This is a genomic window from Roseovarius sp. THAF9, assembly GCF_009363715.1.
Classification (GTDB): domain Bacteria; phylum Pseudomonadota; class Alphaproteobacteria; order Rhodobacterales; family Rhodobacteraceae; genus Roseovarius.
Genome location: NZ_CP045404.1, coordinates 3,835,303 through 3,853,551, shown reverse-complemented (window position 1 = coordinate 3,853,551; position 18,249 = coordinate 3,835,303). Strand labels below are relative to the sequence as shown.

The 18,249-nt window shown below is 64.1% G+C and carries 16 protein-coding genes; 6 read left to right on the top strand and 10 right to left on the bottom strand.

The window, feature by feature from the left end; translation table 11 throughout:
• Positions 1-39: 39 nt before the first annotated feature.
• From addA to regB, 7 genes are all read right to left on the bottom strand, one after another.
• Complete coding sequence (addA, locus tag FIU86_RS18870; protein ID WP_152476485.1) at positions 40-3,402, bottom strand: double-strand break repair helicase AddA; 3,363 nt, start codon at positions 3,400-3,402, stop codon at positions 40-42.
• Positions 3,396-6,344 carry a double-strand break repair protein AddB gene (gene addB, locus FIU86_RS18865; protein ID WP_152477240.1) on the bottom strand — a complete coding sequence of 983 codons (2,949 nt, stop codon included), beginning with the start codon at positions 6,342-6,344 and terminating at the stop codon, positions 3,396-3,398. Before addB ends, addA begins: the two co-directional genes overlap by 7 nt.
• On the bottom strand, positions 6,337-7,029 hold the full coding sequence (locus tag FIU86_RS18860) for a nucleotidyltransferase family protein (RefSeq protein WP_152476484.1): 693 nt from the start codon (positions 7,027-7,029) through the stop codon (positions 6,337-6,339). The genes addB and FIU86_RS18860 overlap by 8 nt, the downstream gene beginning before the upstream one ends.
• The gene (locus tag FIU86_RS18855) at positions 7,005-8,048 is read right to left on the bottom strand and encodes an aminoglycoside phosphotransferase family protein (protein ID WP_152476483.1); all 1,044 of its coding nucleotides are present in this window, start codon (positions 8,046-8,048) and stop codon (positions 7,005-7,007) included. The genes FIU86_RS18860 and FIU86_RS18855 overlap by 25 nt, the downstream gene beginning before the upstream one ends.
• Complete coding sequence (gene tsaE / locus FIU86_RS18850) at positions 8,045-8,518, bottom strand: tRNA (adenosine(37)-N6)-threonylcarbamoyltransferase complex ATPase subunit type 1 TsaE (protein ID WP_152476482.1); 474 nt, start codon at positions 8,516-8,518, stop codon at positions 8,045-8,047. The genes FIU86_RS18855 and tsaE overlap by 4 nt, the downstream gene beginning before the upstream one ends.
• Positions 8,519-8,565: 47 nt before the next feature.
• Positions 8,566-10,071: a PAS-domain containing protein gene (locus tag FIU86_RS18845; RefSeq protein WP_152476481.1), complete on the bottom strand. Its 1,506-nt coding sequence runs from the start codon at positions 10,069-10,071 to the stop codon at positions 8,566-8,568.
• 89 nt (positions 10,072-10,160) lie between these two features.
• A complete protein-coding gene (gene regB / locus FIU86_RS18840) occupies positions 10,161-11,555 on the bottom strand; it encodes a sensor histidine kinase RegB (protein WP_152476480.1) in 1,395 nt (464 codons plus the stop codon).
• Positions 11,556-11,643: 88 nt separating this feature from the next.
• Here regB and FIU86_RS18835 point away from each other — a divergent pair, with 88 nt between their 5' ends.
• Both FIU86_RS18835 and FIU86_RS18830 read left to right on the top strand, forming a co-directional pair.
• Positions 11,644-12,270 carry an SCO family protein gene (locus tag FIU86_RS18835; RefSeq protein WP_152476479.1) on the top strand — a complete coding sequence of 209 codons (627 nt, stop codon included), beginning with the start codon at positions 11,644-11,646 and terminating at the stop codon, positions 12,268-12,270.
• A 72-nt stretch (positions 12,271-12,342) separates the two neighbouring features.
• The gene (locus FIU86_RS18830) at positions 12,343-12,891 is read left to right on the top strand and encodes an ActR/PrrA/RegA family redox response regulator transcription factor (protein WP_152477239.1); all 549 of its coding nucleotides are present in this window, start codon (positions 12,343-12,345) and stop codon (positions 12,889-12,891) included.
• Here the strand turns inward: FIU86_RS18830 and FIU86_RS18825 are convergent.
• Positions 12,880-13,371, bottom strand: a complete 492-nt coding sequence (locus FIU86_RS18825; protein ID WP_152476478.1) for a GNAT family N-acetyltransferase — start codon at positions 13,369-13,371, stop codon at positions 12,880-12,882. The two genes, FIU86_RS18830 and FIU86_RS18825, sit on opposite strands and share 12 nt — an antisense overlap.
• Positions 13,368-13,961: an HD family hydrolase gene (locus FIU86_RS18820; protein WP_254703889.1), complete on the bottom strand. Its 594-nt coding sequence runs from the start codon at positions 13,959-13,961 to the stop codon at positions 13,368-13,370. The genes FIU86_RS18825 and FIU86_RS18820 overlap by 4 nt, the downstream gene beginning before the upstream one ends.
• Positions 13,962-14,227: 266 nt before the next feature.
• On the opposite strand from FIU86_RS18820, the gene FIU86_RS18815 reads away from it, so the two are divergent.
• The 4 genes from FIU86_RS18815 (at position 14,228) to FIU86_RS18800 (ending at position 17,594) form a co-directional block, all read left to right on the top strand.
• Complete coding sequence (locus tag FIU86_RS18815) at positions 14,228-14,542, top strand: hypothetical protein (RefSeq protein ID WP_152476477.1); 315 nt, start codon at positions 14,228-14,230, stop codon at positions 14,540-14,542.
• A gap of 116 nt (positions 14,543-14,658) precedes the next feature.
• Positions 14,659-16,047, top strand: coding sequence for an adenosylhomocysteinase (gene ahcY / locus FIU86_RS18810; RefSeq protein ID WP_152476476.1), 1,389 nt, complete (start codon positions 14,659-14,661; stop codon positions 16,045-16,047).
• Positions 16,048-16,211: 164 nt separating this feature from the next.
• A complete protein-coding gene (locus FIU86_RS18805) occupies positions 16,212-17,036 on the top strand; it encodes a PRC-barrel domain-containing protein (RefSeq protein WP_172977557.1) in 825 nt (274 codons plus the stop codon).
• A 216-nt stretch (positions 17,037-17,252) separates the two neighbouring features.
• Positions 17,253-17,594, top strand: a complete 342-nt coding sequence (locus tag FIU86_RS18800; RefSeq protein ID WP_152477237.1) for a DUF2853 family protein — start codon at positions 17,253-17,255, stop codon at positions 17,592-17,594.
• 110 nt (positions 17,595-17,704) lie between these two features.
• Here the strand turns inward: FIU86_RS18800 and FIU86_RS18795 are convergent, their stop codons facing one another.
• Positions 17,705-18,247 carry a hypothetical protein gene (locus tag FIU86_RS18795; protein WP_152476474.1) on the bottom strand — a complete coding sequence of 181 codons (543 nt, stop codon included), beginning with the start codon at positions 18,245-18,247 and terminating at the stop codon, positions 17,705-17,707.
• Positions 18,248-18,249: the final 2 nt, after the last annotated feature.

The following is an 18,249-nucleotide window of genomic DNA, read 5'->3' as shown; positions in this document are numbered from 1 at the left end:
CGGGTTCGACAGCGAACCTATGTAGAGCCATAGGGAGCGTCAAGCTATATGGGTGTCGGCCAAGGCTTGCGTCACAAGATCGTGTGGCAGGGGCATGAGGGTCGCCGTGCGGGTCCAGAGCAGCGCGGTCTCGATGGTGCGGCCGGGATAAATCTGTTGCAGGGCATGGGCATAGGCCCCCATCTGCCGCAAGAGGCCAGAGGGCACGGCTGCGGGCGTATCGGGAACCACGGCATTGGTCTTGAAATCGACGGCCAGGATTTTTTCGGGGGTGACGATCAGGCGGTCGATCGTGCCGTGAATCCGCCGCCCCGTCAGCGCGTCGAGATGGGCGGATATCGGCACTTCGGCCAGCGCCTCGGGCGCGAAGAGCGGGCGCAGATGGTCTCGGGACAGCACATGCTCGGCCTCGGCCAGCAATTGTGCCAACTCTTGCCCCCGGGCGGCGTCGGGCCCGTGCGCAAGTAGGGTGGCGGCCGCATCGGCGCGGTCGGCCGGGGCGCGCTGCGGCAGAAGCTCCAACAGGCGGTGCACCTGCCGGCCCCGGCGCTTGGCGGCGGCTTCGTCCAGCCCGGCCTCGCCCGGCAGCGCCTTGTCGCCACCAAGGTCGGTCGAGGGCGCGAGGGTCTCGGGCCGGGGCGGTGCGGGTTTGGCGGGTTCGGCATACCAGCGTGGTACGGATGGTGTGGCATCCTCGGGAACGTCTTCAGAAACAGGCTCTAATCCGGCCCAATTACCACTTTCCAGGCGCAGCCCTTGCCCGCCTTCGAAGATGTGTTCAGCAGCTTCCGAGCGCAGCATCCCGGTGCGCACTTTGCTGTACCAGTCACGCCCATCCTTATCGAGCTCGCCAGCCGCGGCGACGATCAGCCATTTCTCGGCCCGTGTCATGGCGACGTAGAGCAGGCGGTCGCGCTCGGCCCATTGGGCCTCGCGCCCGGCTTCGTCGATGGCCTGCAACGCGGCGGGCAGATCCTCCTTGCGGGGCCGCCAAACGGCAGTGTCGCCCGCCGCAACCAGCTTGGCATCGACCCGCAGGTCGCGCTTGGCGCAATCGGGCAGGATGACGATGGGCGATTCGAGGCCTTTGGCGGCATGGGCGGTCATCACGCGGATACGGTTGCCCGCGTTGTCCAATTGGCGCTTGATCTCCAGGTCGTCGGTTTCCATCCACACCAGGAAACCCGTCAGGCTGTCGATCGCGTTGCGCTCGTAGGCCATGGCCTGGGACAAGAGAGCATCGATCCCGTCTTCGGCCTCGGGCCCCAAACGCGACAAAAGGCGGGAGCGCCCGTCGTGACGTGTCAGAATGCGCTCGATCATGTCATAGGGGCGCAGGAAATCGGCCGCGCCGCGCAGATCGTTCAGGATGGCAAGGGTTTCGGGAAACTCCGCAGCGCGGTCGCGAAGGGACTGCCAGAGGTACCGGCTGGGCCGGTCGTGGGCGAGATCGAACAGTTGCGCTTCGGACCAGCCGAAAAGCGGCGAGCGCAGCGCGCAGGCCAGCGACAGGCTGTCCTCGGGTGTGGCGAGGAAGGACAAGAGCGCAGCGATATCCCGCACCGCCAGTTCCGCGCCGACGCGCAGACGGTCGGCCCCGGCAACGCTCAGCCCTTCGGATTTGCAGGCGCGGATGATCTCGTGAAAGAGATCCGAGCGGCGCTGCACGAGGATCAGGATATCGCCCTCGGTGATTGCCGTGGCCTTTGTGCCGTCCTTCGACGGCAAAGGCGTGCCGAGCATCGCCTTGACGTTGCGGGCGATCTGCGCGGCCAGCCGGGTGGCCGGGTCGCCCGGTGTCTTGATGTCGACCGGGTCGTACCACTCGGGCGGCTCTTCGGTCTCTTCCTTTTCCACAGGCGGCCAGAGATCGACGCGGCCCGGCATGGCGGCGATGAACGCCTTGTGCTTTTCGCGCTGGGTGAAACCGCTGGCGTCACGCCCTTGGAACGTCTCGTCGACCAGCGACAGGATGGTCTGCGCCGAACGGAACGAGAATTCCATCACCATATCCCGCAAGGGGGCGTCGGTGACCTCCAGCTTGGCTCGAAAATCCTCCTTCATGCGGTCGAACCCCTCGGGGTCGGCGCCCTGGAAGGAATAGATCGACTGTTTCTTGTCCCCGACGACGAAGATCGTTCGCTGCCGGTCGGCGCGGGCGCCGGTGCCGCTGGTGAACTCCTGCGACAGGCGTTCGATCAGCTTCCACTGTACCGGACTGGTGTCCTGCGCCTCGTCAACCAGGATATGGTCGATGCCGCCGTCCAGCTTGAACAGAACCCAATCGGCGACCTTGGGATCGTTCAAGAGGTCCCGGCTGCGCAGGATGAGATCGTCGAAATCCAGCATTCCGCGGGCGTCCTTGGCGGCGGCATAGGCGGGCAGGAAGACGGAGGCAAAGCGGTGCAGGATCTGCGCTGTCTCTCGCGCCTGAAGCGCAAGGCGCGTGTCGCGCGCGGTCTCGACCCGGGCCATCAGGGCATTGAGCGCGTCGGTCATGCCGGGGTTCGCCTCGCGCACAGCCTTGGTTGGAAAAGAGCCTATCTTGGCCGAAAATGGAGATTTCGCTCCGCTGCCGGTCAGGAAGACATTTTCGAGGATCGGTAAAGCCTGAAGCGAAGGGATGTCCGCCATGGTCAGCTTGACCGCCGCGCGCGCATCGGTCGTGCTTCCGGCGGTCAGCAGCGGCAAGAGGTCGGCGATCAGATCAGCCTCGCCCCCCAGGAACACCGAGGCGACAAGCGTCTGTTCGGTGTCGTCCGGCCTCAGACCAAAGATCTTTGACAGGTCCATATCGCTGATCGGACGGGACAGCAGGTCGCGCTTGCCGACGATTTCCTGCGTCAGGCTGTCCAGATCCTCGCCGGTATACTGCTCGGCCAGATCGTAGAGCGCCTGAGCGTCCGGGCCGTTGGCAATTTTCTCGACGACCTCCGACCGCAGCAGAGCGGCGGCGCGGTCCTCCATCTCGGTGAATTGCGGGCTGACACCGGCCTCGAACGGGAAGCGGCGCAGGAGCGCGGAACAGAAGGAGTGGATCGTCTGGATCTTCAACCCGCCGGGTGTTTCGATGGCCAGCGCGAAGAGACGGCGGGCCTCGCGCAGACGCCTTGGAGTGATCGCCCCGTCGATGCCAAGGTCGGTCAACTGCTTTTCCAGATCGGTGTCCGACAGCATCGCCCACGCGCCGAGACGGGCGAACAGGCGATTCTGCATCTCGGACGCGGCAGCCTTGGTATAGGTCAGGCAAAGGATATTTTGCGGGTCTGTTCCCGCCAAAAGCAGCCTTGCGACCCGATCGGTCAGCACCTTGGTCTTGCCCGACCCGGCATTGGCCGACAGCCAGGTCGAGCGGTTGGGCCGCGCGGCGTCGATCTGGCGCTGGGTGGCGTCGTCTACCATTTGCCCACCCGTTCCGGATCGGCCTCGTCGGTGATGTCCCACTCGCCGAAACGGGCCAGTTGGTCGTAATCGCCCGCCATGTCCTTGGTCTTCATCGCACGGCGCGACAGGTAGCCCTGCCCGGGATCCAAGTAGCGGGCGACCAGATCGCTCAGTTCCGCCCAGGTCTGTCCGGTCGGCACCTCATCCAGCGGTGCCAGCACCTCGCGGGGGTCGCCCGTCAGCCCGATGAAAACGGCGCGCGCGACCGGGCCGGGCGCAAGATTGCCGAACCCGGCGCGTTCAGCCAGCGCGGCCTCCAGCAAAAGCTGCTTTTCGAACGCTTTCTGCGCCTTGGCCGAGGGCGGCGCGCCGGTCTTGTAGTCGTATATGTGCAGGCCTCCGCTCGCGTCGATGTCGATGCGGTCGGCCTTGGCGGTCAGGGTGAAATCGTGTGGATCGACGCACGCCTTGGCCATTTCTTCGAACGCGGATGGCCGGGCCAGCGCGCGGCGACCCGCCTCGGTCTCGACGAACCACGCGGCTATACGGGCCATCCGGGCGAACCACAGCGCCCGCGCCTCTCCCCAAGGCACGGATTCCTCCAGAACAGACACTGTTTTCTGCGTCAGATACGCCGGTGTCAGAGCGTCTGGATCTTCCAGCGTGTCCTTGATGGCATGTTCCAGAACATCGTGCAGCACCTCGCCGCGCAGGCGCGCATCGGGCAGTTTCATCAATGGGTCCAGCGGGCGCAGGCGCAGGATCTTGTCGGCATAGATCGCGTAGGGGTCGCGGATCAGCTTTTCGATCCGGGTCACTGACAGCTCCTTGGGCCGCGCCGCCACAGGAGGGATCGGCGCCGGGCGTCGGGCAGAGGGCGTCGGTGCGACCGTCTCGAACGCCTCGGCCAGCGCGAGCGCATCGCGGCCGCGTTGCTTCATGGCGTCGAGCGCCGCTTTGCCGCCCTCGTCGTTCAGGCCCTGTAGCAGGTTTGTCAGGCGGTTCAGCCAGCGCGACGGCACCGTTTGTGCGTCGTCCGAGCGGATGGCGCGGGTGATCCAGACGGTGGGCGTTGCGGTCACGGCCTGCTGAAAATCATGCGCGGACAGACCGATCTTGCGTTCGGGCAGCAAAAGCCCGGCCTCGTGCCGCATCTCGCGGTTGAGCCAGGGGTCGCGGGGCGGCGCCTCTGGCCATGTGCCTTCGTTCAGACCGGACAGGATCAGGAGGTCGGCCCCCTGCACCCGTGCCTCCAGCGTGCCCCAGATCAGCACGCGGGGGTCAGTATCGGTCTGGCTGCGCACGGTCTCGCGGGACAGGATGGCGTGGAAGAGGTTGATATAATCGAGCGCGCGCATCGCCTGACCATACCCGGCATTTTCAGCAAGGTTAGAGACGCATTTCTGCGCCTCGCGCCCTGCGCCTTCGTCCCAGAGCCGAATCGGAGCGTCGGGGTCGGGGCCGCGCGAGATGGCCTCGGACAGTGCGATATGCGCGTCGACGATTTGGGTCAGCGGGCGGGCCTCGGGCCTTGCGTGATTGAAAAAACACGACCGCAGCCAGTCGAGCCAGGGGGCCAGATAAGGATCTTCGACCGTTGCGGCCCAGGTTTCGAGCGTTGCCAGATCCGGCTCGGGGGGGCCATTGCGACGCAGGTAAAGTTCCAGTTCGCGCGTCAGGCGCAGATGCGGGCCGCGTTCGCCGGCCATGTTCGTCAGGGGATGTTTCAGCAGGGTCAGCAGTTGCGCGGCATCGAGCGGCGCGTTCAGCATTTCGGCCACATGGCGCAGGAACCTGCCGGGCGCGGAGTGGTGCAGCGGCACGCCGGCGCTGTCGTCGGGATGCAGGCCCCAGCGGTCCAGCGCAGAAGCGACGCGCCGGGTCAGGGTCCGGTCGGGCGTGATCAGCGCGGCGGTCTGGCCCTGCTCGACGGCCTCGCGCAGGCGCATGGCGATGCAGAGCGCCTCCATCCGGGCCGAAGGCGCCTCGAGCAGGGTCATGCCCGCCGTCGCCGGCGCAATGTCGGGCGCCAAGGCGGGGCCGTGCGACAGCCATTCGTCCGTCACTGGCGCGGGGCGCAGGGCAAGCGAGACAAGACGATTGCGTTCGGGTGAAACAGGCTCTGTTCCAGGCCAGAGGCGGATGATGGATGGATCCGCGCCCAGATCGGAGAGAAGCTGCGCGAAGCGGTACTGTGGATGCTCCTCGCTGGTGCGCGGATCGTTCAGCTTTTCCCAGACGTGATCAGGCTGATCGGTGTCGAAGCCCGGCAGCACGACGGCCCCCAAAGGCAGCTGCGCGACGGTTTTCATCAGCAGACGCGTCGCCCCGCGCGAGCCTGTGGACCCGGCCAGGATGATCGGATGATCGGGGGGCTCGTCCTGCCAGAGCCGCGCGTAGGTTTCGATTACCAGGCGCTGGCGGGCTTCGGCATCAGGCGCGTCGCCGCTGGCCTCGAAATAGGGACTGAGTATGCCCAGGAACGTTTTGATCCGCTCCCAATGGCCGGACTGATCGTTGGTGTCTATCCGGGTGATTTTACCGGGAACGACGCCCTCGCCATGCATTTCGTCCATCAGCTGGGCCAGGCTGTCGGACAGGTCGTAAAGCGCGGCGCGCGGCGCAAGATCGGGTTCCTGGTCCAGGAGGGCGGAAACGACTGTGATCAATTCCAGCCGCCGGCGCAGAGGTGGCACCGGCTCGGGAACACGCGCAAGGCCGAAGACCTCGCCGAAATCGGTGACCAGGCTGATTCGGGGAAGGAGCAGCGCTGGGCCTGCGTCGAATAGCGCCCGGATGCGCCGGGCCATGCGGCGGGTATTGACGACCACGTGCACGCGGGCCAGCGCCTCGGGTGGCTGAGCCGCGTAGGCGTTGAGCAGGCCGCGCACCAGCTCCCGGGGGAAATCCGCGCCCAGTGGCATGCCGAAGATGCGCGGGGTGTCGAGCGGTTCAAACATTGGCATCTCGCAGCATGGATTCGGCCAGCGCAATGCCCTCGGGTGTGCCGACGTCGCACCACTTTCCGGGATAGGTGACGGCGTGAAGGCGGCCCGCGTTCAGCATCCGGTTCCACAGGATGTTGAGCGAAAACGCAGGCTCGGGGATGGACCCAAGCCCGTCTGTCTTGAGGATCTGGAGACCGGAGTAGACTGCGCCGGGGCCGCGGCTGGCGCGGCCGGTCGCGTCGGTGACGAAATCGCCGGGGCCGGTGTGGCCGATGGCGTTATCCGGCGGGATGCAGAGCAGCAGCGCGTCCATCTGCGCGGGGTCCCACGCCGCGGCAAGCTGTGCGAACGGGTTGGGACCGGCCCAGACGGCATCGGTGTTCATGGTGAAAACCGGGTCGTCACCCAGCAGGGGCAGCGCATTGCGCAACCCGCCGCCGGTTTCCAGGATATCGGGCTGTTCGTCTGATATGTGGATATCGCGCCCGGCAAGATGCATCGCGACCTGGTCGGACAGGTAGTGCGTGTTGACCACCGTGCGCGCGGGCCCATACCCCGCCACCAGATCCAGCGCGTGGTCGAGAAGTGGCTTGCCCGCAACCTTGATCAGCGGCTTGGGCCGGGACGCGGTCAGCGCCCCCATCCGCGTGCCGAAACCGGCGGCAAAGAGCATCACTGCGTCGGGGGCGTCGCGCATTTCGATTTCAGCTTTTCCAGAAAGGTCGCGTCGGGCGCGGGCAGGATTTCCGCAAGGATCGCCTGCAAGGGTGAGAGGGCCGGATGCGCCAGGTCGCGCTGCAACAGGTCCCAGACGCGGGGGATCAGATCGACGTAATGCGCCTTGCCATCCCGGATGCAGAGCCGGGCAAAGACCCCCAGGATGCGCAGGTTGCGCTGGGCGCCAAGCACGGCATAGGCGGCTGCGAACGCCTCGGGGTGCTGGCCGGTCTGAAGCGCGTAGCGGTCGCGCATCCGCGCCTCAAGCTCGGGCGGGACATCGCGGCGGGCGTCCTGAAGCAGTGAGACAAGGTCGTAGGCGCGGTGGCCCAGCATCGCATCCTGAAAGTCGAGCAGGCCGACGCGCGCAATGCCTTTGCGGTCGGGCAGCCACAGCAGGTTCTGCGCGTGATAATCGCGCTGGATCAGCACGTCGCATTCCGCGGCGTGTTCGGCCAGAAGATCGTGCAGGCAGGTCTCGAATTGGGGCCGTGCGGCGGTATCGCCCGCTTTCGGGGCGCCGGGGATGTACCAGTCGAACACAAGAGCCGAAAGAGCGGTCGCCGTGGGCGGATCATAGCTGGACAGATCGGCGGGGGGTGTCTGGGCGTGCAGGTGAACCAAAACGTCGATTGCGGTGGAATAGAGCCGCTCTTCAAGGTCCGGATTGCGCGGCACGATGCTGGCGAACAGCGCATCGCCGAGGTCTTCGAGCAGCAGCAGGCCGATGTCCTCGCGGCGGGCCAGCACGCGCGGGGCGCTGAGGCCTATGCCCGTCAGGTATTCCGCGATCCGGATGAAGGGGCGCACATCCTCGCCCTTGTGCGGCGGCGCGTCCATCAGCACGGCGCGCTGGGCGGTGGAGGGGCGGATCAGGCGCAGGTAGCGGCGGTTCGACGCGTCTCCCGCGAGGTGCGAGACGACCGCGTCGGCCCATCCTGAGCGCTCGATGAAATCGCGGATTTCATTCTCGCGGCTTTTCTGTTCAAGATCACTCATCCGGAAAACTCCCCTGCCCGACCGTCCCATCGCGGATCGTGCCAGGTGATGTCAAGAACGCGCTGATCGGGGTCGTCATGCGGCGCGAATGTCAGCGACAGCGCGTCCGTGGGGGCAAGCGCGCCGAGGCGGTCGGGCCATTCGACCAGCGTGACGCTGTGCTCGAACGCTCCCAACAGGCCAAGCTCGATCACCTCTTCGGGTGCGGACAGGCGATAGAGATCCGTGTGCCAGATATCGAACGCCGGTGCCTCGTAAGTCTGGACCAGAGTGAAGGTCGGCGAGGGCACGTCCTCGGGCGTGGGCAGCAGGGATTGGATCAGGCTGCGGGCGAAATGGGTCTTTCCGGCACCCACCGGCCCGTCGAGCAAGAGCACGTCACCCGCGCACAACACCGCCCCGATCCGCCGGGCGAGGGTTGCGGTGGACTCCGGTCCGAGCAGGGCGAGGTGCAGAGTACGGGCGGGCATGGCCCGACACTACACCGCGGGGGGTGGCCTGCAACCCAAAGCGCGGGTCAGCCTGGGATTTTCGTAGTCGGACGAGGCACATCGTGCAGGGCACCCAGCGTCATGATCGACGAATTGCCCGGCAGACGCCGAACCTGGCAGTACAGCGCCGTGCCGTCCGGCCCGGTCATCGTGACATCAAGCGCATCGCGTGCGAGGATCGCCTCTTCGACGCGGGTCCAGCCCATGTCAGGCAAAGCCTTGCAGCCGACCGAGAGAAAATCATGCAGCGTCATGTCGGCGAACGAGGCGTCGGGATCGATCCCGAGCATCTGACGGCAGGTCAGGTTGCAGAGATTAACGATATTGTCCGGACCGAAGACAACCATGGCGCGGTCGCTGGCATCCAGCACCGCCTCGCGCAGGCTGACCTCGCTGTGATAGTGCCGCGCGAGCGAAATGTTGTCGGTGATATCCTCGAACAGAAAGGCGATGGCACCGTCAGGGTGCGGCCGTCCGGTGACGCGATAGGTCATGCCGTTGGGCAGATGCCAATCCTCGAGGTAGAGGCCCCCGGCTGCGGTGCTGATCATGTCCTCGATCTGCTTGCGCCAGGTGCTATAGTTCTTCGGCTCGGGCAGAACGCGTTTGTCGCGCAGGCTGTCGAAGAATTGCATCAGCGGCGGTTGCGCCGACAACAGCGGCGCAGGCAGCCCGGTCAAGTCCAGCAGCGCGGGGTTGAACAGGGCCAGCTGGCGGTTGCGGTCGAAGACTGCAAGGCCAGTGGTCAGATTGGCGAAAATCTTGGTCAGGGTTTGAATGAACTCCCGCCGGACGGTCTCGGCCCTCGCGACCGGGGTGATATCGGTGGCAAAGACGGCGCGGGCATCGTCGGTCTGCACGTACTCGACCTCGAAAACGCGGTCCGGCGCGGTGCCTTGCCCCGGGATGCGCACGCGAGTCGCGCCCTCGGCCCTGCCGGCGGCATCCAGAAGCTGGCGTGCCACGGTGTCGTCATGATCCGCGAAACCGGCATTCTGCCAGATCGTCCGGCCCGCCGTGTCCAGGATGCGCACGGCGCATGGGGCATGATTGAACACCGCCTGGTAGCGGGCCACCGCGTCTTCCAGCCGCCTGGCGCCATGCCGGTCCAGCGGGCCGGGGGCCAAGGGCTCTGTCACTTCGACCCGTTCGGCGTCGCGCTGGCGCGATAGCGTCAGCAGGGCATGATCGTCGTTGTCGGTTGCGGGAAGATCGCGGATTTCCCCATCGTCCAGTTCGTCCAGGGAGCGAGGCAGCGGCCCAAAACGTTGGCCCAGCCAGCGGCGCAGGTCGGACCAGTCGTTGATATCGTCCGAGGCCAGGCCGGGCAGAGTACCGGGCCGCGCGTCTTGGTGTGTGAGAGCGTCGTCGTGAAACAGGAAACTGGCCGATGTTGCATCGGGTGTCGCGGCGACGGCGGGCCCCCGCGCGGTGACCTGCCAAGACCGGCCCAGCGCCCACAACACCAGCAGGGAAATCGCCGCCGATGCCGCGAGCGCCAGTGCGAGTGAAAGTGGCGAGAGGCCAGCCATGCAAAGCGTCCTGATCCCGTGACGGACAGCAATATCGCGCGACAAGGTTAACGTGCCATTAACGGAGATGGGCGCGACAGGAACCGCGGTCAGGTCTGGATCAACTGGTTCTCGCCCAGCGAGTGGCGCCCGTGCCGATCGTCACCTTCCAGCTGGGAGCGTGGCCAGGACACCTCGACAAAGGCGCCGGTGCGCTCGGAATACCCTTCGCGCTTACGAAACGAGTCGCTGCCATTGGCAAAAGTCAGGTCCGCGCCGGAGCGTTCCAGCAGCGTCTTGGCGATGAAGAGGCCCAGCCCCATGCCCTCGTAGCCGGGGCGCTGCGGTTCGGTGCGTGCAGAGCGGCGCCCGATGAAGGGTTCGCCGATGCGGCCCAGAAATTGCTGCGGATAGCCATTTCCATCGTCCATGATACGCACCGTGATGTCCGTATCGCTCCACTCGCTGTCGATCCAGACACTGTTCCGGCTGAAATCGACTGCGTTCTGGATAAGGTTGCGCAGACCGTGGATGACCTCGGGCCGGCGCAGGACGGTGGGTTGTGGCCCGGCATGGGCAATGTCGGCCTCGATTTCGAAGCGGATGTCCTTGCCCCGGTTGAGATGCGGCTCGGCGGCCTCTTCCAGCAGGGCCGACAAGGGTGCCCGGCGCAGGTGCAGGTCGTCCTTCCCTGCCCGCCCCATGGACCGCAGAATATCGCGGCAGCGGTCGGCCTGTTCGCGGATCAACAGCGCGTCTGCGCGCAATTCGGGATGATCGTCCAGCTCTTCGGCCAGTTCCGCGCTGGTCAGTTTGATGGTGGCCAGCGGTGTGCCCAGCTCGTGCGCTGCGGCGGCCACCACCCCGCCCAGATCGGTCAGCTTCTGTTCGCGGGCCAGGGCCATCTGCGTGGCCTGCAATGCTTCGGACATGGCGTACATTTCAGAGACGATGCGGCGGGAATAGACACCGAGAAACACCACCGCGATCAGAATGGCGATCCAGTTGCCGAACAGGAACAGGTCGGGGATGAACAGAAGGTCGCCGTCTTGGGTGGTGAGCGGGATGTAAAACCGCGTCAGCGCCGACGTGATCAGGATCGCCATGCCGCCAAGAAAGATCGTCGACCCCGCGGTCAGCGCCGAGGCCGACACTGTCACCGGCCCGACGATCAGAATCGAGAACGGGTTGTTCAGACCCCCCGTCAGGTACAGCAGCACGCCAAGCTGAAGCATGTCGAACAGCACGACCAGCAGCGTTTCGCGCTGGCTGAGGCGCTTGGTCTCGGGGAACACGAAATAGGCCGTGACGTTCGAGATGATCGACAAGCCCACGACGAAATAGCAAAGCCCGTAGGCCAGCGTCAGACCCAACACATACTGTGCCACCAGAAGCGCAGCCATCTGACCTGCCACCGCCCACCAGCGAAGCACGACCAGCGTGCGCAGCGGGACCGATTGCCGGCCCGAGCTGAATTCCTGCGGGGTCACCTGGGTGTGTGCCATGCGTGATCTTGTCTCTCTTTCCTTCGGCAAAGGGTGGCTTTAGATGTGCCACAGGCAAGCGGATAATCCTAGCGAGGTGACAGGCGCCATGACACGAGTTTACGCGATTCTTGCCGGTGTGGCCGTTATCGTGCTGCTGGGCGTGACCTATTTCGTCACGCAACAGGGCGGCGGAGGCGATGACCAGTTCGCCCAATGTCGCGGCGGTGCGGTGGCCGGTGGCGCCGGCGCCATCGGAGGGCCCTTCACGCTGGTCAGTGAAACCGGTGAAACGGTGACCGAAGAGGACGTGATCGACAAGCCGGCACTGATCTATTTCGGCTATACCTTCTGCCCAGATGTCTGCCCCATCGACAATGCGCGCAACGTGGCCGCCGTGGACATGCTGGAAGAGCGCGGCGAGGACGTGAAGCCGGTTTTCATCACAGTCGACCCCGAGCGTGACACGGTCGAAGTGATGCGCGAGTTCACCGACGCCTTTCACCCAGACCTGCTGGGCCTGACCGGCAGCCAGGAACAGGTAAAGGCGGCGACGAGCGCCTACCGCGCGTTTTCGTCAAAACAGGACAGCGACGATCCGGATTACTACCTCGTGGATCACTCGACTTTCACCTACCTCACCTTGCCAGAACACGGATTTGTCGAGTTTTTCCGGCGCGAAGACACTGCCGAGGACATGGCGGACCGTGTTCAGTGCTACTTAGATGCCAGTTGACCCTGCGATAGTTTGACGCATGATCGGGGGCGCGCTACATCTGGAAAGCGCGAGTGGGAGGAGACTTGCATGATGGCGGAAAACGCGGAGCTCGGGGCTGACAGGACATTGCTGCTTGTTGATGACGACGAACCCTTTCTGAGACGCCTGGCGAAGGCGATGGAAAAGCGGGGGTTCGAGGTCGAGACTGCGGGTTCCGTCGCGGCGGGTCAGGCGATTGCCACGGCGCGTCCCCCGGCCTATGCGGTGTGTGATCTGCGGCTGGAGGACGGCAATGGCCTCGACGTGGTGGAGACCATCCGCGAGAAGCGGCCCGACAGCCGTGTGGTTGTGCTGACCGGGTACGGTGCGATTGCCACCGCCGTTGCGGCGGTCAAAATCGGGGCGACCGATTACCTGTCCAAGCCCGCCGATGCCACGGACATCACCAGTGCCCTTTTGGCCAGTGACGACGAAATGCCGCCCCCGCCGGACAACCCGATGAGCGCGGACCGCGTGCGCTGGGAGCATATTCAGCGGGTCTATGAGCTGTGTGACCGGAATGTCAGCGAGACGGCGCGGCGGCTGAACATGCATCGCCGGACCTTGCAGCGTATTCTGGCCAAACGCTCACCGCGATAAGTCGTAGCGTTTACACAGGCGGTCGATGGTCGTGCCGTCGGCCAGCACGGTGTCGGGCAGGCGCCTGTAATCCTCGAACCCCTTGCTTTGGTAATAGGTCAGGCCGCTTTCGTTGTCGGCGCGGATCGTGGCGTTGATCCACTTGTACCCGATGCGCTTGGCGCGCCGCTTCGTGGCCTCGAACAGTTTCGAGCCGATGCCAAGTCCGGTCTGACCCAGCCGGACGAAGGTGGCGATATCCGCGGCCTCCGGCGGCAGGTCAGGATGCGGGCCGATATGCTGAAAGCCCAGCACTTTGGCGGAGTCGTTTTCGGCCAGGATCCACGCGTTTTCGCCGGGATAGAGCCGCATTTCGGCTTGCATCTCTTCGGGCGTGATCGATGTGGTCCGTGCCGTGGTGCCGCCCTTGGCGATGATCTCGTTCAGAAGCTCGGCCATTTGCCGGGCATCGAGCGGAGTAGCCTGCCGGACATGGATCATTCGGTCAGGCGCATCAGCTCGGCATGGCGGGCGGTATAATCGGCGCGGGCCTCCATCGGCGGGCGCAGCACGATGCGCAGGCCCTCCATGACATCGGCCGGGGGCGTGCCGAAAAAGCGGGTCGCCTCGGTCTCGGAAAAGCCGGCGATGGTCGTGGCCTCCATCCAGGCGCTGATCTTGTCGGCCTTCTTGATTGTCTTCTTCACCTGCGCCGGGATCGTCGCGGGCAGGCCAAAGCGCAGATGCACCGCCGCTGCCAGACGCTTGTCGAGTTCGTCATAGGCCGGTCCGACAGCGTTTTTCACCGGTGAGATCATGTCGCCGATCACGTATTCCGGTGCGTCATGCAGCAGCGCGGCCAGCTGCCATCTTGGGTCCGGACGCGGGTTCAGGCGGGAATAGAGTCTTTCCACCAGCAGCGAGTGCTCGGCCACCGAATAGGCGAAATCGCCGTTTGTCTGCCCGTTCCAACGCGCAACAAAGCTGAGCCCATGCGCGATATCCTCGATCTCGATATCCACGGGCGTCGGGTCCAGAAGGTCGAGGCGGCGACCGGACAGCATTTTTTGCCAAGCACGGGGGGGTGGCACGGCGGGCTCCGTCAAAAGGGCGTTTGGTCTTGGTTTATGCGCGGGCTAGCCGAATTGCAAAGCCTCGCTGCCATGCCCGGTGTGCCTCATTCCTGCCACATTTCCGCCGCACACTGGCCGCATCGCTTCACTGCTGCCAACGATGCCGGGTTTATGAGGCAAAAAACAATCGAGCACCGCCCCGCATCGACGTGACCGCGACCATAAACAGGGTATGTCCGAACTGCTGCGGCGTGCCCCAGATAAACCTGTAAAAGGAGCTTGAGATGATCAGGCAACTCTCAGCGGTCGGGGCAGCATTGGGCGCATTTGTCATGAGCACGCCCGCCATCGCCGCAAATTGTGCAGATCGCGAGACGGTCGTGGAACGGCTTGCCGTCCATTACGACGAACAGCCCACCGCCGCCGGCTTACAAACCACGGAAGACAAACAGGCGCTGGTCGAGGTGTGGTCGTCGCGCGAGACCGGGACCTTCACCGTGATGATGACGATGCCGGATGGCATGACCTGTATCGTCGCCACTGGCACCGACTGGCATCAGGCCGCACCGGATGCGCACATTCTCGGGTCCGCCAGTTAAACCGGCAGTGATCTGAATTTCACTTACCGGACGCAACGCCGCGGCAAGTCTGCATTGCCCGTCTGCGCGGCTGGTGCTATCTGGCCTGCAACATTGGATTGCAAGGAATACAGCAGATGGCAAAAGACTATGTGGTCAAGGATATCAGCCTTGCCGCTTTCGGGCGCAAGGAACTGGATATTGCCGAAACCGAGATGCCGGGCCTGATGGCCCTGCGCGAGGAATACGGGTCCGAAAAGCCGCTCAAGGGCGCGCGCATCGTCGGCAGCCTGCACATGACGATCCAGACCGCCGTTCTGATCGAGACGCTGGTCGAGCTGGGCGCCGATGTGCGCTGGGCGTCGTGCAACATCTTTTCCACCCAGGATCACGCCGCAGCGGCGATTGCGGAAGGTGGAACCCCGGTCTTTGCGATCAAGGGCCAGACGCTGGAAGAACACTGGGACTACCTGGACAAGTCGTTCCTGTTCGAGGACGGGCCGAACATGATCCTCGACGATGGCGGCGATGCGACGCTGTACATTCTGCTGGGTGCGCGGGCCGAAGCGGGCGAAGACATCATCCCGGTCCCGTCGTCGGAAGAAGAAGAAGCCATCAAGGCGCAGATCAAGAAGCGGATGGAGGCAAGCCCCGGCTGGTTCACCAAGGTCCGCGACCAGATCAAGGGTGTTTCCGAGGAAACCACCACCGGCGTCAACCGCCTGTACCAACTCGTGCGCGACGGGCAGCTGCCCTTCCCCGCGATCAACGTGAACGACAGCGTCACCAAGTCGAAATTCGACAACAAGTACGGCTGCAAAGAAAGCCTTGTCGACGGCATCCGCCGTGCCACAGACACGATGATGGCCGGCAAGGTCGCCGTTGTGATGGGCTATGGCGATGTCGGCAAAGGCTCGGCCGCCTCGCTGAAAGGCGCCGGTGCCCGCGTGATCGTGACGGAGGTCGACCCAATCTGCGCGCTGCAGGCGGCGATGGATGGGTTTCATGTGACGACGCTGGAAGACGTGGTTTCCACCGCGGATATCTTCGTCACGACCACCGGCAACAAGGACGTCATCCGCATCGAGCATATGCGCGAGATGAAGGACATGGCGATCGTCGGCAATATCGGTCATTTCGACAACGAGATCCAGGTCGCAAGCCTGAAGAACCACAAGTGGACCAACATCAAGGAACAGGTGGACATGATCGAGATGCCCTCGGGCAACCGCATCATATTGCTCTCTGAAGGCCGCCTGCTGAACCTTGGCAACGCCACCGGCCACCCGTCCTTCGTGATGTCGGCCAGCTTTACCAACCAGGTGCTGGCGCAGATCGAGCTGTGGAAGAACGGCGGCGAATACGAGAACAAGGTCTACATCCTGCCCAAGCATCTGGACGAGAAAGTGGCACGTCTGCATCTGGAGCGGATCGGCGTGAAGCTGACCGAACTGGCGAAAGACCAAGCCGATTACATCGGCGTACAGCCTGAAGGCCCCTACAAGCCGGAGCATTATCGCTACTGACAGTCGCGGGGTTTCCGCGGAAACCCCCGATTTTCAAAGACCTACCGCCTTTTTCGGCGGAAAGATGCCGCCTGGTACCTCGCCGGGCGGCATTTTCGATTCAGCACGGAACTATCCTCATGCGAGTGATGTTGAGGCGGCATAACGCAAAGGAGGAAGATCCAATGTATAAGACCCTGACAACATCGGTTGCCGCCATCGCCCTGATGACTGGCGCCACGTTCGCCCAATCCGAATCCGACGCCGAAGGCACGCTGACCACCGAGCAGTCGGCCGAGATGGAAAACCAGGACACCTCGGAAGAGCTGGAGCAAAGCGCCGAGCAGACCGGCGAAGCGATCGAAGATGCCGCCGAAGACACGGCACAAGCGGCTGAAAACACCGCAGAAGACGCTGCACAGGCAACTGAGGACGCTGCTGAAGATACGGCACAGGCCGCCGAGAACACCGCCGAAGACGTGGAACAAGCTGCCGAGAATACCGCCGAAGATGCGGAACAAGCTGCCGAGAATACCGCCGAAGATGCGGAACAGGCTGCCGAAGATGTTGCTGAATCGACCGAAAACACGGCCGAGGAAATGACAGACGGTGATATGGCCGCCGACACCGAAGCCGATACCGAAATGGGTGCGGACGAAGGTAACGAGGTTACCAGCACCGAAGGCGGTATGAGCAGCGCGTTCGACGGCATGCTGGTCGGTGACATCCTTGGTCAGAACGTGACGACCCAAGCCGGTGAAGACGTCGGCGAAATCGACTATGTCGTGCGCCAGGGTGAAAGTCTTTCCGCCGTGATCGGCATCGGTGGCTTCCTTGGGCTGGGCGAGTACACCGTCGCCATCCCGCTGGAAGAATTCTCGATGGCCCCTGAGGGCGAAGGCATGATGCTGAGCTCCTGGACCGAAGAAGAGCTGAAATCGCAGCCTGAATTCGACGAGACCGGCGTTGAAGGCCTGGAAGACGACGTGCCGCTCGACAACGCGATGTAAACCGTACCCTGCAGTGTTACGCAGGACGCCGGGCGCCCCTTGACGGGGGCGCCCGTTGTCGTTTCAGCATCGCTCCGGCACAATCGTGCGTTCCGGGGAAAAGCCGAGAGAATTCCCTTTGTCGCGAAACCGTCTGTGGCTATCCTGCGCGAGGCTTTTGCGCCGGAACTGAAAACACATCCCGGTGGGACGCCGGGACAGGTGGGAGAAGACTTTATGGGACGCCGTGATGAATTGATTGCGAAATACGCAGACGATTTGAAAACGAAATGCGGGATGACCCCCGACATGGATCTTTTGACCAAGGTCACGATCGGCTGCGGGCCGGCGATTTACAACGCCGATGCCGCGACCGTGGCCGCAGGGCAAGAGCACGAGCTGGAGACGGTGAAGGACAATTTCCTCATCAAGAAGCTTGGCCTGTCCGACGGGCCGCAACTGATGGATGCGATCAACCAGTGCATCGAGACCTACGGCAAGTCCGAGCGCAACAAGTATCGAGCAGTAATTTACTACATGCTGACCAAGCATTTCGGCAAAGAATCGGTCTATGGCTGAGATCGGCGCGACCTGAAAGAAACGCCCGTCCACCGAGGCGGGCGTTTCTGCGTTCGGAAGGCTGTGGAACAGGGTTGCGTGAGGCAGCGCACCGCGCCAGCCTGGCGCGTTTACGGCGACACGCCTTCCGCCTTGTCGGTGCGTTTCGGAACGGATTTGACCACGACGCGGGTCACCGGACCGCGCGTGCCATCCGGCGCGACCAGGCGCACGTGGAACACCGCGCTGATCGGCTTATGCTGCGGCGGCGGTCCTTCGTACCAGGCATTGCCGATATCCAGGCTGTCCGCGCCTGGGTCGATCGGCATCACCGGACCCTTGGGAAAGACGTGGTCATGGAATTGCCCTTCGGCCAGCGTGATCTCGGCCCCGACCTGCCCTAGAGTATAGGGCGCGCCCGGCGGCAAGGCGATTTCGACGTTGATATAGCCCATTCCGCCGCACATCGACGACTCTCCCGGTGCCCCGCGTGCCAGAGAGGTCGTGCGGATCACCGGCTTGGTCCGCGCGACATATGCGGCGATCTCGGCTGGTACGGACGCGTTTGACCGCGCCTGAAAGGGGGCATGGAAAACCGCCGGCGGCTCGCAGGCCAAGACAGAAGTTGGCAACAGCGCAACCACGCACGCGGTGAGGTGATAACGAAACTTCATGG

What these genes read in the sequence shown, in the direction of transcription:
- FIU86_RS18825 (WP_152476478.1), bottom strand. Translation starts at nt 13,371, where the DNA reads ATGATCCATGTCCGGCAGGCTACTCCGCTCGATGCCCGGCAAATGGCC.
- FIU86_RS18805 (WP_172977557.1), top strand. Translation starts at nt 16,212, where the DNA reads ATGTATAAGACCCTGACAACATCGGTTGCCGCCATCGCCCTGATGACT.
- FIU86_RS18800 (WP_152477237.1), top strand. Translation starts at nt 17,253, where the DNA reads ATGGGACGCCGTGATGAATTGATTGCGAAATACGCAGACGATTTGAAA.
- FIU86_RS18845 (WP_152476481.1), bottom strand. Translation starts at nt 10,071, where the DNA reads ATGGCTGGCCTCTCGCCACTTTCACTCGCACTGGCGCTCGCGGCATCG.
- FIU86_RS18815 (WP_152476477.1), top strand. Translation starts at nt 14,228, where the DNA reads ATGATCAGGCAACTCTCAGCGGTCGGGGCAGCATTGGGCGCATTTGTC.
- FIU86_RS18860 (WP_152476484.1), bottom strand. Translation starts at nt 7,029, where the DNA reads ATGCGCGACGCCCCCGACGCAGTGATGCTCTTTGCCGCCGGTTTCGGC.
- FIU86_RS18830 (WP_152477239.1), top strand. Translation starts at nt 12,343, where the DNA reads ATGGCGGAAAACGCGGAGCTCGGGGCTGACAGGACATTGCTGCTTGTT.
- tsaE (WP_152476482.1), bottom strand. Translation starts at nt 8,518, where the DNA reads ATGCCCGCCCGTACTCTGCACCTCGCCCTGCTCGGACCGGAGTCCACC.
- ahcY (WP_152476476.1), top strand. Translation starts at nt 14,659, where the DNA reads ATGGCAAAAGACTATGTGGTCAAGGATATCAGCCTTGCCGCTTTCGGG.
- regB (WP_152476480.1), bottom strand. Translation starts at nt 11,555, where the DNA reads ATGGCACACACCCAGGTGACCCCGCAGGAATTCAGCTCGGGCCGGCAA.
- addB (WP_152477240.1), bottom strand. Translation starts at nt 6,344, where the DNA reads ATGTTTGAACCGCTCGACACCCCGCGCATCTTCGGCATGCCACTGGGC.
- addA (WP_152476485.1), bottom strand. Translation starts at nt 3,402, where the DNA reads ATGGTAGACGACGCCACCCAGCGCCAGATCGACGCCGCGCGGCCCAAC.
- FIU86_RS18795 (WP_152476474.1), bottom strand. Translation starts at nt 18,247, where the DNA reads ATGAAGTTTCGTTATCACCTCACCGCGTGCGTGGTTGCGCTGTTGCCA.
- FIU86_RS18855 (WP_152476483.1), bottom strand. Translation starts at nt 8,048, where the DNA reads ATGAGTGATCTTGAACAGAAAAGCCGCGAGAATGAAATCCGCGATTTC.
- FIU86_RS18835 (WP_152476479.1), top strand. Translation starts at nt 11,644, where the DNA reads ATGACACGAGTTTACGCGATTCTTGCCGGTGTGGCCGTTATCGTGCTG.